This window comes from Chryseobacterium sp. AC417, from assembly GCF_979258215.1.
In genome coordinates this window covers 2355800-2370802 of the sequence record NZ_OZ409845.1, presented here as the reverse complement: position 1 = coordinate 2370802, position 15003 = coordinate 2355800, and the positions used below count along the sequence as shown (strand labels likewise).

The 15003-nt window shown below is 32.1% G+C and carries 13 protein-coding genes; 3 read left to right on the top strand and 10 right to left on the bottom strand.

Features of this window, described 5'->3' with window-relative positions:
* Positions 1-198 precede the first annotated feature (198 nt).
* Positions 199-2682, top strand: a complete 2484-nt coding sequence (locus tag ACZZ9T_RS11280; protein ID WP_463442170.1) for an AsmA family protein — start codon at positions 199-201, stop codon at positions 2680-2682.
* A 30-nt stretch (positions 2683-2712) separates the two neighbouring features.
* On the opposite strand, the gene ACZZ9T_RS11275 is transcribed toward ACZZ9T_RS11280, so the two are convergent.
* The 10 genes from ACZZ9T_RS11275 to ACZZ9T_RS11230 all read right to left on the bottom strand — a co-directional run bounded on the left by ACZZ9T_RS11275 (position 2713) and on the right by ACZZ9T_RS11230 (position 13441).
* Positions 2713-3513, bottom strand: a complete 801-nt coding sequence (locus ACZZ9T_RS11275) for a Cof-type HAD-IIB family hydrolase (RefSeq protein WP_463442169.1) — start codon at positions 3511-3513, stop codon at positions 2713-2715.
* A 113-nt stretch (positions 3514-3626) separates the two neighbouring features.
* A complete protein-coding gene (locus ACZZ9T_RS11270; RefSeq protein WP_463442168.1) occupies positions 3627-5114 on the bottom strand; it encodes a xylulokinase in 1488 nt (495 codons plus the stop codon).
* 12 nt (positions 5115-5126) lie between these two features.
* Positions 5127-5852, bottom strand: a complete 726-nt coding sequence (locus ACZZ9T_RS11265) for an NUDIX hydrolase (protein ID WP_463442167.1) — start codon at positions 5850-5852, stop codon at positions 5127-5129.
* Positions 5853-6230: 378 nt separating this feature from the next.
* Positions 6231-6695, bottom strand: coding sequence for a hypothetical protein (locus ACZZ9T_RS11260; protein ID WP_463442166.1), 465 nt, complete (start codon positions 6693-6695; stop codon positions 6231-6233).
* Positions 6682-8886, bottom strand: a complete 2205-nt coding sequence (locus tag ACZZ9T_RS11255) for a COG1470 family protein (protein ID WP_463442165.1) — start codon at positions 8884-8886, stop codon at positions 6682-6684. Before ACZZ9T_RS11255 ends, ACZZ9T_RS11260 begins: the two co-directional genes overlap by 14 nt.
* A 146-nt stretch (positions 8887-9032) precedes the next feature.
* Positions 9033-10058, bottom strand: coding sequence for a hypothetical protein (locus tag ACZZ9T_RS11250; protein ID WP_463442164.1), 1026 nt, complete (start codon positions 10056-10058; stop codon positions 9033-9035).
* Positions 10051-10842: a fimbrial biogenesis chaperone gene (locus ACZZ9T_RS11245; RefSeq protein WP_463442163.1), complete on the bottom strand. Its 792-nt coding sequence runs from the start codon at positions 10840-10842 to the stop codon at positions 10051-10053. The genes ACZZ9T_RS11250 and ACZZ9T_RS11245 overlap by 8 nt, the downstream gene beginning before the upstream one ends.
* A 70-nt stretch (positions 10843-10912) precedes the next feature.
* On the bottom strand, positions 10913-11434 hold the full coding sequence (locus tag ACZZ9T_RS11240; protein WP_463432170.1) for a hypothetical protein: 522 nt from the start codon (positions 11432-11434) through the stop codon (positions 10913-10915).
* Positions 11435-11807: 373 nt separating this feature from the next.
* On the bottom strand, positions 11808-12653 hold the full coding sequence (locus tag ACZZ9T_RS11235) for a helix-turn-helix domain-containing protein (RefSeq protein WP_463442162.1): 846 nt from the start codon (positions 12651-12653) through the stop codon (positions 11808-11810).
* Positions 12654-13249: 596 nt separating this feature from the next.
* The gene (locus ACZZ9T_RS11230; protein ID WP_262988999.1) at positions 13250-13441 is read right to left on the bottom strand and encodes a cold-shock protein; all 192 of its coding nucleotides are present in this window, start codon (positions 13439-13441) and stop codon (positions 13250-13252) included.
* A gap of 418 nt (positions 13442-13859) precedes the next feature.
* Between ACZZ9T_RS11230 and ACZZ9T_RS11225 the strand changes: the two genes are divergently transcribed.
* Both ACZZ9T_RS11225 and ACZZ9T_RS11220 read left to right on the top strand, forming a co-directional pair.
* Entirely contained in the window at positions 13860-14198 is a 339-nt protein-coding gene (locus ACZZ9T_RS11225) for a response regulator (protein WP_463432162.1), read from the top strand.
* A 390-nt stretch (positions 14199-14588) separates the two neighbouring features.
* Positions 14589-14948, top strand: a complete 360-nt coding sequence (locus tag ACZZ9T_RS11220; RefSeq protein WP_463442161.1) for a prevent-host-death protein — start codon at positions 14589-14591, stop codon at positions 14946-14948.
* Positions 14949-15003: the final 55 nt, after the last annotated feature.

The following is a 15003-nucleotide window of genomic DNA, read 5'->3' as shown; positions in this document are numbered from 1 at the left end:
AACAAGAGATTTATATGCTATGAATATGTAAATAATTAAATTTTTATTTAAAAAATATCAAATATTCATCATTTTTCAATGTAAGTTTTCAATATGCAAATATTTCATTATATTTATTCATAATTGAATACTGATAAACATATTTATACTAATTGGAATACGTTTTGTTTAACTAACTTAATCTCAACAAAAAAATTGATGAAACAAAACGAGCCCGTTAAGAAATCTAACCGAAAAAAATGGTTTATTTCTATAGCATTAGGAATTTTGGCGTTAATAATTGCTTTTCCCTTTGCTCTGAATTTTTACCTTCAAAGAAAATTGCCTGATTTAGTAAATGAAAAAACACCTTATAAATTACAGCTGAAAAACTTTGATTTAAGTTTAATATCCGGACATTTTTCTGCAACCGATCTTAAGATTTCGACTAAAAATCCTAATGATAAAAAAATTACACAGATTGACGGTAATATAAAAAAAGTTGAGCTGACAGACTTCAGTATCTGGAAAGCTGTTTTCAACAAATCTTATCATGCCGATCAGTTTCTGCTTACAGATTCTAAGGTGAAAATTCGTTTGGCTCCCAAGTCTGAAAAGGAGAAAAAAGCGACAAAAAAAACGGATCTCCATATCAATAATATAGTGCTGAGTAATGTATTTGCCGACATTGTAAATGCTGAAGGAAAACCCGTTTTTACTGGTAAAGACATCAATATCAGATTAAAAGATATTGAACAGAATGACAACGAAGCAAAAATTCCATTGGCATTTAAAGAATTTAAAATTGATGCCAACGATGTTCATATCGGAGTGAATGAATTTTACCAGATCAATGCAGAAAAAATAACTGCTGCCAATAAAACTTTAGATCTCAGAAAATTTCACCTTCAGCCTATTCAGAAAGCAGAAAAATACAATGCAAAGAATGTTTTTGATTTTGCATCTGAACGTCTTGTGGCAAAAGATTTTAACATCAGCAAAGATTCTTTGATCGTTTCTGATATTATTTTTACAAGTCCTGATCTGAAAGTAACTTCAACAGGGAAAAATACAGTTGAACAAAATAAAAATCCTAAAGAAGTTGAAATGAAAATCGGGTTGAAAAACATCGACTTTCAGAAAGGTAAAATTGCAGTAATGCAAGCTAACAAAGAGAAAACGGCGTCTGTTGATAATTTCAATTTTAAGCTTACCGATATTGTGTTTGATAAAAATACCGTAAAAGAAAAATTTCCTTTCAGATTTACCAACCATGATATTGAGGCGGACCATATTTATTTTAAAGCCAGCAATCTGCAGGCGTTGAAAATTCAAAAAATATCTTCTAGAAATTCAAACATTATTATTGAAAAATTTCAAATGATTGCTTTGGGAAAAAGCGCTCATAAAGATTTATTCAACGTGACTACGGATGAAATTAAAATCAATAATAATAAAACAAAATACATCGGGCAAAAACTGAATATTCAATTTGACGGTTTGGAAATCAAAACTCCAGATATTAAAGTAATTTCTGCAACTCAAAAATCGAAACAGAAAAAAGAAAAATCTGAAACTCCGGAATTCAACGCTCAACTAGGTTTTATTAAAATTTCAAATGGTAAAATTTCACAAACAAGTTTAGGAAAAGAAAAATTATCCGTTGGTAAATTTGATATTCAGCTAAATAATATTGTTTCAAATAATGAACAATTGAAAAAAGATTTGCCAATCAATTTCTCAAGTCATCTTATAGCTGCTCAGAAAGTCTTTTTAGATGCAGGCAAATATTACACACTAAAGGTTGGTCATCTGAAAAATTCAGGAAAACAGACTGAAATTAAAGATTTACAGTATCTTCCTAAATATTCGAGAGCAGGATTCAGCAAAGTGATTGCTAAAGAGAGTGATTTGTATACGATTACCGTTAAAAAAATAGGAATCACAGATTTTAATTCAAAACTATTTAAGAATCAACAAATTGACATTAGTAAAGTCGACATTGATGGCTTACAGTGTAATATTTATCACGATTTGGCACCACCCGATGATACGGATGCGAGATATCTTTTCAGCAAAAAACTCCGAGGGATGAAGATGCCGATGTTTGTAAAAAATGTTGCTATCAAAAATTCAGGTTTAGAATATGAAGAAAATGCCGAAAAAAGTAATATTCCTGGGAAGCTTACATTTGACAAATTCGGAATTGACATCACAAATGTGAACAACGGAAAAATCAAAGGCCGACCTACTGTGATTAATGCTGATGCAAGGTTTGCTTTTTATGAAAAAGCTGATACTCAAGTGAATTGGAAATTTGATGTGATGAATCTTGAGGATAAATTCACCATCAACGGAAAAATTCTGAAGTTGCCTGCAGACAATGTCAATCTTTTTGTAAGACCTTATTTGAATGTAACATTAGACGGAAATATTGATTACCTTAAATTTGATTATTATGGAAGCAATGCCGGTATTGCAGGAAATTTCTATTTTAAGTACGATGAAATGTATGTGAATTTTCTGAATAAAGAAGGTAACGAAAGAAAGCTACTTTCAAAAGTTGCCAACTGGTTTGTAAAAAATGAATCTACCGGAGAACCTGATCACGTCGTTATTGAGAAAAAGAGAGAAGCCGACAAAAGTTTTTTCAGTATGCTTTGGCAGGGAATTATGGAGGGATTAAAAAAATATCTGATATAACCTCCATCAAAAATATTAAAAAAAACTATCTTAATTCATGTTAAGATAGTTTTTTATGGTTGTAAGAACTCCAAATTTATTATTGCTTGAAGCTTCATATTTTGCGGCTTCTTTCACAGAAGGATGCGCATTTTCCATTGCGTAAGAATATTCTGCTTTTTTGAGCATTTCGATATCATTCATATAATCACCGAAAACCATCGTCTGCTGAGGAGTAATGTTCAGGGTTTTCTGTAGTTTTTCAAGTGCATTTCCTTTGTTGATGTTTTTATTCATAATATCCAGCCAATTTTTACCCGAAACTACCACCTCAAGATTATACTTCTCAAACTGTTTTAAGACTGGATATAAATTTTCCTCAGAACCTTCCGGATGATATACCGCGATTTTGAAAATACTGTCATCCAAAGTTTCTGTAAGATCGTTTACTTTCTGATTTCCAGTATAAAACTGCGCAATATAGTCTACAAAATCCTGATTTTTTACTTCGTAATAGGCTTTTTTCTTCCCTGATATCACGGCTGTCGCATCGGAAATTTCTCTTATCGTTTTAATGATTTCTTCAACATATTGTTCTTCAAGTTTATCTGCGAACAATTCTTTGTTTTTATAAATCATGTAGCCCCCGTTTTCAGCAATGAAAGCCATTTCGTTTTCTATTTCTCCGAAATATTTGGTAATGCCCGACATCTGTCTTCCGCTTGCAGGTACAAATAATATATTTCTTCTTTTCAGTTCTTCATAAATTGCAGGAAATTCGGGACTTACTTCATGTTTAGAATTGAGGAATGTTCCATCCATATCCGTCACTATAAGCTTAATATCTTTCATAAATTATTTAAATTCTTTCGGAAAAATCACTCTTTAAACATCAAATTTAATAGATAATAACTGAGTTATCATCCTAAAAATCAAAGATAACAATGTTTATCTTCATTAAAATATTAAATTAATTCATTCTTAAGATAATCCTTCCATCTAGAATATGCTTCTGTATACTGCTCTTTTTTGTCGTGTTCCGGTTCTATTACCGAAATTTTTTCAAGTGATGCAAATGCTTCGGAAGAGTCTGAATAGAAACCGATCCCCATACCTGCTGCTCTGGCTGCTCCTACTGCGCCATCTGTATCATATAATTCGATTACTGCACCACTCACACTTGCCAATGATTGTCTGAATAAAGAACTTAAGAACATATTGGCATTACCGGCACGGATGACGTTGATATCCATCCCGATCCCTCTCATAATATTCATACCATATTCGTAAGAGAAAACAATAGCTTCCTGTGCAGCCCGGAGCACGTCACCTTTTGAATGAATATTAAAATTAATCCCATGAATTGAACATTGTGTATCTTTATTTTCTAAAACCCGTTCTGCACCATTACCAAACGGAATAATGCTTAAACCCTTGGAACCAATCGGTGAAAGTGAAGCAAGCTCATTCATATCGCCGTAAGAAGAAAGTGACGTTGCAAAATTATGCTTCAACCAAGAATTTAATATTCCTGTCCCGTTGATGCACAGCAATACGCCTAATCTCATCTGTTCTTCGCTATGGTTAACATGCGCAAACGTATTAACTCTGGATAGCTTATCGTAATCAAGCTGATCTAAAACTCCGTAGACAACTCCTGAAGTACCCGCAGTGGAAGCAATTTCTCCTGGATTAAAAACATTTAACGATAATGCATTATTTGGCTGATCTCCTGCTCTGTAAGAGATCGGTGTGCCTTCTTTCAGACCTAATTCGTTGGCTGCTGCAGCTGAAACCGTTGATTGAATACAAAAAGTAGGAACAATTTCCGGGAAGAAACTTTCTGGTATTCCAAAGTACTGAATGACATCCTGTGAGATGCAATTATTTTTAAAATCCCAAAAGATACCTTCAGATAAACCCTCAACAGTAATGCCTATTTCTCCAGACAGCTTCATGGCGATATAATCTCCCGGAAGCATTATTTTATCAATTTTTTCAAAAATTTCGGGTTCATTATCTTTTACCCATGCTAATTTTGATGCTGTAAAATTTCCCGGAGAATTGAGCAGATGAGAAAGACATTTTTCAGCTCCAATTTGTTTGAAAGCTTTTTCTCCATATACTACCGCCCTGCTGTCACACCAAATGATTGATGGTCTCAGGAGATTCTGATCTTTATCTACCAGTATCAATCCGTGCATTTGCCAGGTAATCCCGATTCCTTTTATATCTTCTGCATCTATTCCTGCGTGGTGCATAACAGATTCATGGGCAAGTTTCAGATTGGTCCACCAGTCAGCAGGATTTTGCTCTGCCCATCCAGGTTGAGACGCTATGATCTTCATCTCTTTTTTCGGAGAAAAATCTGAGGCAATTACTTTGCCACTGGATGCTTCAATGAGACAGACTTTCACAGAAGAACTTCCTATATCGTACCCTAATAAATACATAAACGAAACGGTTTATTTGATTAATTTTGAATTATTTTTCTTGAAAACTTTGGCATCAAACTTATAATATCTTGCTGCCCGATGTGAAACGTTCTTTTCAATCTCATCCAATGGGATGATGTAGCTGAAAGAAGAAACTTTTTTATGAAAATTTTTAATATCAATTTTCTTTTCGCTCAAAGCACAGTAGAGTTGATAAAGCTGTCTGATTGTAAATTTTTTTGGCAGAAGCTCAAAAATAATGGAGAAATCGATCTCAATCCACTTTCTGATTTCTATGAGCGATTCTGCGATAATCTTGTTATGATCAAACGGCAGAGACGGTATTTTATCAATGGGATACCAATCTACGTTGCTGTATTTGTTGCTGTTAATTTTATGATCTATTTTGCAAAGAGAGAGATAAGCTACAGTAATGATTCTATCAATATTATGTTTATATTCTTTGCCCATCCATTGTATATCACTTTGGTTACTTGCCCGCAAAGGATCTGCATAACATTTAAACTGCTTTAAGACCATCTTTTTTATTCCTGTAAGCTCGTGAAGCACCCTGTTTGCCGCATCGTCAACATCTTCATTATTAAAGATCAGGCTTCCTGGTAATCTTTTCTTCATTTCAGCCTGAGAATCATCAAAATGATGCTGAACCAATAATATATTTAATTTATTCTCGGGATCAAATCCAAAGACAACACAGTCAACAGAAACGAAAGTATGTATAAAATCCGGATTCATATTATAGTAACATTTTGCAACATTACAAATATAAAAATTCAATTGGTAAAAAAATGGAAAATTATGTTATCAATTAAATATCAGTCTATTACAAGCTGATTTTTAACAATTAATAAAGTATATATTATATGATAAGCTTATCGTAATTTTAAAGAAAACTTTATGACAAATCTCTAACTTTAAATCGATTATGTATTTAAAAAACACGACATAAAATGTATAATGCCGTACAAGTAAATATGATAACAAAGTACATTGAATAATACTTTATTTTATTCGAAAAAAAATAAAATATCAATTTTTGATACCGAAAAACCTAAATTATCTCGTTGTTTTCTCAAATTGCAGTACCAAAGACAAGATTAAATGGTTTGAATTTTAGTTCCCAAACTTTTTTGTATTGACTTTTTTCTCTTTCACTCTAATAATAAAATCCGGCAAAACCGTTATTTTTCCGGCTGCAACTTTTATTTTTTGGCTTTTCACTTCACAAAAAGTATTTGTAGGTAAAGAATTTTCGTTTAATGTCACTGTGTATTCTCCGGTAGGCAGAAAAGAATTAAAATCCCCTTCTTCGTTTGTGTAAAATTTTTGAATAACCTGCTCTTCTTTTAAAACACTGAATGAAATTGCTGAACCTCGGCGTTCAAACTCTACCGCTTTTTTTATATTGTAATCAAACGATACTTTCCCCTTGACTGAACCATTCTGATGCAGTGGAACACTAAGGTTGTACGTATAGCGATCTACATTAAATTCTAACTCATCATAATACCATCCCTGCTGGATAAATTGCTTTAAAAGATATTTTCCAAACGGTACACTTCTGTTATGAGGCTTCACCTGTATTATTGGTCTTTAATGCAATGCTATTGATATTGAGAATATATTCATCCGCAGGCTTTTCACCATCATCATAAAGATTATTTCCGTTGCTATCATAAAAAGCAAATGCCTTGATGACTGATTTTTTAGACGGATCCAAAACATTTTTCCGCAAATTCAAACTCACTCCTACTTCAAAAGTCATGATATTCGTCTTGATATTTCCTGAAGAATAATTGTACCAGGAAGAATTTAAAAAAGCACTGAAATTTTTACCGTTGTATTTTGAATTGATAAATGCCGAGGGCGACTCACCATAAACGGTATCATTGATGTAAGAAACTCCGGCACTAAAGGTAATTTTATCCTTTATAAAGTTGTCGTTATAGAAAAATGAGAATGTTGTTTTTTTATAATTAAATTCTCCGAGAAATGCAGAAAATGCGTATTCGGATAAATAGTAACTTCCGGACTGATAAATTGAGTTCACATTAAACTTTTTAAAACTGTAATTCGCATTGAGTTTCATCTGAAATTGTTTGCTTTCAGACATAGGATATTCTACCAATCCTGTCTCAACTCCCAACACAATGGTCTGTCTTGTCGGAGCGTTCACCCAGGACAATTGTTCTATAATACGATGTGCTGTTATGTGCTTAATCCCTCTATCGTCTAAGTTGCCCAAAAAAGTGTTATAGCTGTTTGAGCTTTCATCTTGGTATTGATACAATAAACTCAGAGTAAAATCTTTGAGTTTGGGAAATCTGTTACCTATTTCCAGCCTTTTGTTTTGCGAAAGCTGCTCTCTGTTAAAAAAATAAAATTTTGGTGAAAAATCTGATATAGTAAAATTTGCATGAAGATTCTGTTCTTTTATCTGCGTCGTAATATTCTGCTGTATCAGCATACTTCCTCTTCTGTTTCCGGGATAATAATCAGAACTGTAAAAATAATTTCCGTTGAGATAAAAATTACTAAACTTACCCGAATAATTAGATTCTGCAGAAAATGAAGGTTTACTGAAATTTTTAGATTCGTAAGAACTTATTCCTGCATTAAGCTTTGCATTCAGCCTCCATAACTCGTTAAAGTTATAATTTGCTTCAGTTCCCAAAACGCTGTGTTTTACTTTTTCAAAGGGATCATAGCGGTAAATATATGTTGCTGAAATATTACGTGAGCTGTTGTTAGACTGTAAAGTTCCTTTGGTAAAAAAGCCGTATCCGTTTTTGAGCCAGCTGTTTTTCTCTGTGAGATTAAAATTCTGATCTACAAAACCTACTTCAAGCTTTTGATGTTTAGAAAATGTGTAACTGTATTCTACTCCTCTTCCGACAAGCGTCATATCAAGGAGTTTATTTACGCTTCCTACGATATATTCACTTCCTCCCTGACGAAACACAACATTGGTATTGGTAACTAAAGGATCTTTTTGGCTATTCAAAAAAGCTATATTTCCTCTCATAAAAACATATCCTGCAGATAAATTGACTCCGCCAGAGCCTATAATCTGAAAAATATCTACATCTTTTCCTACTTTTCTGTAACTTGTTGTGATTTGATTTTTAGTTTCTTCAACAAAATTATATAAATCCGGATTCTGATACTTTTGGTTGCTCGATATATTTTGTACTCCTATCGTGGTGGAACCAAATATTTCTTTATCCGGATTTCGGAAACCGGAAATGCTAACAATAAAATTAGACTGTCTTGCTAAGCTTTTTGAAGGTAAATGGGTAAAGATGAAAACAGAATCTTTTTTAGGTAAAATCACTGCATTCTGCTCAAAAAATATATTGGAATCTGAAGGATCGGGAAATTTGCATACTAAAGTTATATCCTGATCGACGTTTCCGGTGTTTGCAACTCTTATTTTAACCGTTATAGGTTCTTGATCTGAAGATCTGTAAATTGTAGTTGACAAAGGATTGATGAGAAGACTTGCATCTATCTCAATCATGTGTTCAGTATTTTTCTGGGCAATTAAAATATCTGCCTGATTGAATAATTTTGTAGTGATAACCGAAGTTCCCGCTACAGCACCTTCATCAATGATGATTTTTACAGGGATGTATCTGATCTCATTTGGAGCCAACTCAATCTGCAGATCTTCTCCATTGATATTTTTGAATCCTTTCGGAGACACAAACTGTAGCTTACCTTTGAAAGTTTCTGGTTTTAAATTCTTGACCGTAACCACTAAATTCATCAACCGTGATTTTTGTGAAGTCAAATTATTTTCGACATCAAGAACAACATTAGAATCAATGTTTTGAGCATAAAAAAAACTGTTTAAGCAAAAAAAGAAAACAAGGCTGAATAACAGTTTAGATTTGAAAAAATACATTACAGATTTTATTGTGGTACAATTTCATATTGCAAAGTGGTAGAATAGTCTTCAGGTTTGGCATTGATCAGACGCTCATCCTGCGGAGCCGTAAAATACTTAATATCATAGCTGTAAGATGTGTATTGCGAAGTGGTTGCCTGGGCTAAAGTCTGATTGGTAACACTCAATGTAACAGGAAATACTGTCTGGCTGCCGGTATTGAGAGGTGATAAAACAAGATGAATTACTCCTACAGGAATTGTATTTCCGTTTGCTGAGATCAGCTCATTTTGAAGAGACCTTACTCTGATCTGATAATTACTATTGCTCGTCACAGCAAGCCCGTTGGAATACGTTACACTTGTACCGTTGTTATAATCCTGCATACTTTTGAATTCCAAAATACCATTAGCTGCGTTCATATTGATTTTTAATGACATTTCTTCAGCGGCAGGCGGCGTACCGGTAATGCTGCCTATCTGAAACTGAAAGGTATGACTCATTTTCCCAAGAACGGAATTATTCTGATCGTAGGCTGTAAATTCTATTGGTGCAGTAAATTTCGTCCAGGCAGGAAAACTTCCCAGATATGAGCCGCCAATAACCGTAATGGCAAATTTCAACTGAAGATTATAGTAACCATTCGGCTGAGCCGGCATATTATATAAAGGAGCGTTGGATTGAGGAACTAAAAAAACTTCGTTATTGTTTTGCAATATTACATTTAAAGGAACTCCTATTTGTGAAACTAAAGGAATAGGATTCGGGTAAGACTGCCCTGTAGATGAGATGGGCTGAAAAGCTATTTTGTTTGCAGGAATGGTAAACTGACCGTTGGCGGAGGTAATGTTTTGTTTTAATCTTGCAGAGAGCCTCCAATTAGATATGTTTAAATTTCCGTTTGCAGCAAAAGTAACCGTGTAGGCATCAGGATTTGTATTTCCGTTATAAGAATCAATCTGCATGTAACTGTTCGTCCAGGATGTAAAAGAAATCTGAGCCTGAGTTACAGCACCAATGAATAAGAATATAAAAATAAATAGTTTATTCATAATTGAAATTTAATTCGGCAATCTCCAAAGCTGAAGAATCACCATAATCAATCATCACAGAAGCACTATAAGAACCTTTAGCCAGTGTTTTTACGATTGGTAAATTTACTTTTCGGGAATCACCTGCTAATGTATAAAATATAATATCTTCCACAGAAAATTTTTCTCCGGTAGTAGTATTAATAATCTCTGTTGAGATTTTTCCGTCTACCCAAATTGCTGACTGATTTTGAAATTGCAGAGCCAAACTATTTTTAGATTGATCAAACTTCAGATTTTCAATTTCTATTTTTTTGATAACAGCATCTGTGGATTTATGAAAAATCTTTATTCCCGAACGGATGCTTACTTTTATATTTGCACCCTTGGTATCAACATCGTCTACAGGATTCATCTGACTCACGTAAAGCAATGCAGTATGTGAAGAAAGATTATCTTTTGCAACACCGGGAACGGTAAGGGTAACATCCAGTTCCTTTCTTTCGCCGGGAGCGAGTGAAAAATAATTATCTGTTTTTTTTACGGAAACCCAGCTTGCACAAGAGTTTTTCAAACTATTTGCAGGGTGCATGATGTTTTCTCCTACTCCATCATACTCCCAGTCTCCAAGACTCACGGCAAGATCTAAAGAATTTTTGGCGCTTACATTGGTGATGGTTATTTTCTGTGTGTCGCTGCTTCCCGCAGAAGTATCAAAATAAATTCTTGGCGGAGATACAGAAATACCGGTCTGTGCACTCAATTGTATGGCTAAAAAATAAAATAATAACGAAATTTTATTCATAGGAAACGGTTAAAAAATAAAAAAAGTGCCACAGTTATCGTGACACTTCATAATTTGGATCAGATAATTCTTACTGACTTACGATTGTATAGGTAAGCTCTGTAGTATATACTGTAGGATCTTGACCTGCAATATAATTATCTAAATATGCATTGGCACCAGAACCTTTATACTCGATGCTGATTTTTTTGTTTACTCCACCATTTGTAGATGTTACCAATGTAGATTCGTTGGCAGACAATTGTACGTTTTGAGAATATTGAGCTCCTGTTACCGCTTCAGAACCAGCAGTTGCTTTAATCTGAATAGTGTTTGCCTGAATATTTTTACCTCCGTTTTGCATTGCTGCGTTGGCACTTTTTACTTTTACCTGAAAACCTCCAGTACTGAAGACATTCAAATGATCTGCGTTTACTGAAGTAACACCATTTGCATAGTCATCTTTAGTTACGTAATCTAGGTTAACAATTTTTTGAGCATTGTTTACAACTAGTGTTTGAATTGGCTTAAGACGTACGTTAAGTGTTACATTTTGAGCGCTTAATGTTGTGAAGCCCAATATTGCTATGGAGCTAAGAATGAATTGTTTCATTTAAAAAATGTTGTTATTGTTTCTACTAAGTTTCTGGCTGCAAAATTACTCAGTTTTGAACAGAAGCAATTGTAAAAAAACACATATATTTTGTGAAAATTAACAAACGTGTAAAAGTCAGTTAATATTAGAAAATTATATGATTAACATCCATAAAACCAAAACAATAAACATATTATATTAAGAAACAGTTACGAAAACCAAATAATTAATAAAATGAAAATTATGGACTATTTTATTTAATATCATAATTTGCAATAAACTATTCATAGCATAGCTTTTATTTAAAAAAATATCTAAATTTTATTGGAATAATTTGAATTCAAATAAAAAAAACGGGCATTCTGTAAGATTATTACAATTTTACAATTCTCTACACCAACATCAATCTCATTTCTGATGGTTTTTTGCCTGTATGCTTTTTTACGAAATTGCTAAAATTGCCTTCATCATTGAATCCCATTTCATAAGCTATTTCAGAAAGTGTAGAATTTGAATATTTTATTGCTTTTTCGCATTCGAGCTTTATTTTTTCAATAATAATTTGCTTGGCAGATTTCCCATATACATACTCAGTCATTTCAGTCAGTCGTCTTGGAGATATTTTAAGCTCATCTGCATAATACGAAACTTTTTTGGCATGCTTAAAATCTCGCTGAAGCAAAATCTTAAATCTGTTAACATGCGAGACAAACATTAATCTTTCATCATTTTCCGCCTGCGGGCAGCCAATGTGCAAAAAGGCATCCAATATTAGCGCTTCTATAGCATTATGAGCTGCAGAAATATAAAGGCTTTCGTTTCTATCTTTAAAATTCGATAATCTATCGATTAACATAATGTGATTGTATTCGATATTTCCAAAATAGGGCGCAATGAAAATTTCTGACTGATAATTGAAAAAAACCTGAGAGTTTAAGAAGATACTGTCTTTGGTAGACCGGTCATAAAAATCTGACGAAAAAGCAATCACATAAACCTCATTATTCCGTACATCGCCAAACTCGACATCCTTCTGAGGACCTATAAAAACAGAATTACCTGCCTGTACATCATACATCTTGTCTGCTACTTTAATTCTGAAATCACCGGTTACTATAAAAATACAGTAATAATCTAAAGTATTAAATTCTCTCTGATAATTATTTCGTTTAAGAATATCACTTAGCAGATTGATGCTAAAGCCTATTTTATGAAGCTGATTTGTTATTGTGTACATTAAATCTTTGGTCCTTAAAATGGTTATATTACAAAAATACAATAAATAATACATTATAAACAACCAAGTAGCAACATAATTAAATTTATTACTCATTTTAAATAGATATATTATAATATAAATATTACAAATACAATTTATGTTGCAAAGCCACGAACTAGATTATGATAATTTATTCCTCATAAAACATCACTCAAAAATGATTAAAATAAAATTGATTTTAAAAAACCAAACAGTACAAAAATATATTTTATTAAATAAAATTAATAAATGAATCATGTTAAATTATAATGTGGTAAATTTTAATAACCCTGAGATCTGCTATACTCTACTGGGATAAATTTTAGGAAAGATATATAGTAAAAGGTATGATAATGCTGCTAAAAAAGGAAATGCAATATCTGAGGTAGCACTGATAAAAGAAATATTTATTACAAAGTTAAAAAGGAGAAACAGGAATGGGAATAAACATCAATACCGACAATGGAGACACAATTTGTCATCTGCAATTAAATTATAATCTGGTCACTAAACAAAAAAAGCAGATAAATAATTATCTGCTCTATATCACGATTGAAGATTAGTATCTTCAGAAGTTAAGCTACTCTAACGTTAACTGCGTTAACACCTTTTTTACCATTTTCTAAGTCATAAGTAACAACATCGTTTTCACGAATGTTATCTACTAAACCTGAAGTGTGTACGAAAATGTCCTGACCACCATCTGTTGGTGTAATAAAACCAAATCCTTTGGTATCGTTAAAGAATTTTACTGTTCCTTGTTGCATTGTATATGTATTAATTAATGAATATTCTAATTTTTCTTGGATCATTAAAATCCGTTTGCTTTGATATTTAAATCAAAACGATAATAATTTATTTGTGTAAAATATGGATGAATTTAATTTAAGAGTTTAAAATCTTAAAAGGTAGTACACCTAAGTCTTAGTAACAAAATTGAACGTCTTCTTGTGAATGCTGATATAAAAGTAAACTTAAATTTCAGAAGATACAGATATCTGCCTTATTATTCGACAAATGTAAAACAAATATTTTAATAAACAACTATTTAATTAAAAAAACTTTGAAATTTTCAAAAAAATCTAATGATGGATTATATATACTGCATATTCATTCAAATATTTCTATAAGTATATGGATTGGCTTTGTTTTTGCCAAGCTATGGGTATGAAAACAATTTTTATCGTGGAAGATGAGACAGGCATCAGAGATGCATTACAATTGCTCTTATCATTTGAAGATTATGATGTACGCTCTTTTGCAAGCGTAAAAGCATTTAATGAACGAGACGCATCTGCATTGCCTGATGCTTTTATTCTCGATGTCATGCTACCGGATGGATTAGGAACCGATCTCTGCAATCAATTGAAAGAAAATCCGGAAACTTCTAAGATCCCTGTCATTATTATCAGCGCTCATGCTAAAGCAGACAACGTTATTAATGTATGTAATGCAGATGAATTTATACCGAAACCTTTTGATATAGATGATGTTCTTCTTAAAATAAAAAAATTAACTGATTAAGTTCGATTTTTATATGTATTAAGTTCATTTTCTTATAACTATAATTTTATTGCCAAGAGTTTTTAATAAAACCTGAGCCAATATTTTCAAATTTTATTTTTAATGGCTATAAAATTATCAATTCTAAAATATCCAAAAAAAGATAAAAAAGTTATTGAAATTAATTCAATATTTGATAATCAAAAATAAAATACTATTTTTGATTATTTTTTTGTAATTTTTTTTATTTTAATTAGAAACAACAAATGATTTGAATGAGATTACTAAATTATTACTTATTTAACCGGACATGTTTTAAAACATAATTTTTAAAAAAAAGAATTATTATATTTCTGCCTTTAAATAAAAGGTCAAAAACCAGTATACAATCATTTTTAGTACAAACAATTTATGAATTATAAACTTGAGCTCCACAAACAGGAACCTCACTCAAAGATAATATTTAACACCATTTTATTCGATTCGTTTAAAGTTAATATCATCGAACGATACATGGGAAAAATGAATTTCAATCCAAAATTGATTGAGGTTTTGATAAAAGTAAGAACCTTAGATGATCAACTCATTAAGAAAAGGGACGGTAATATAAGAGTACGTTTGAAGGGAGATGATTTTAATATATACGAGCAGTTGGTAAAAACATTAAGCTCATATGATTATAAAAACAGATTAATAAACAGAGAAGCTTCCGAACAGGATTTTGTCCATTTTATTTTGAGGTTAATCATATCTAATTATGAATTATATTGAAGAATTTTATCAGCTTAAAAATTAATTTTTAAATATTAAGCAATTAAAATTTCAT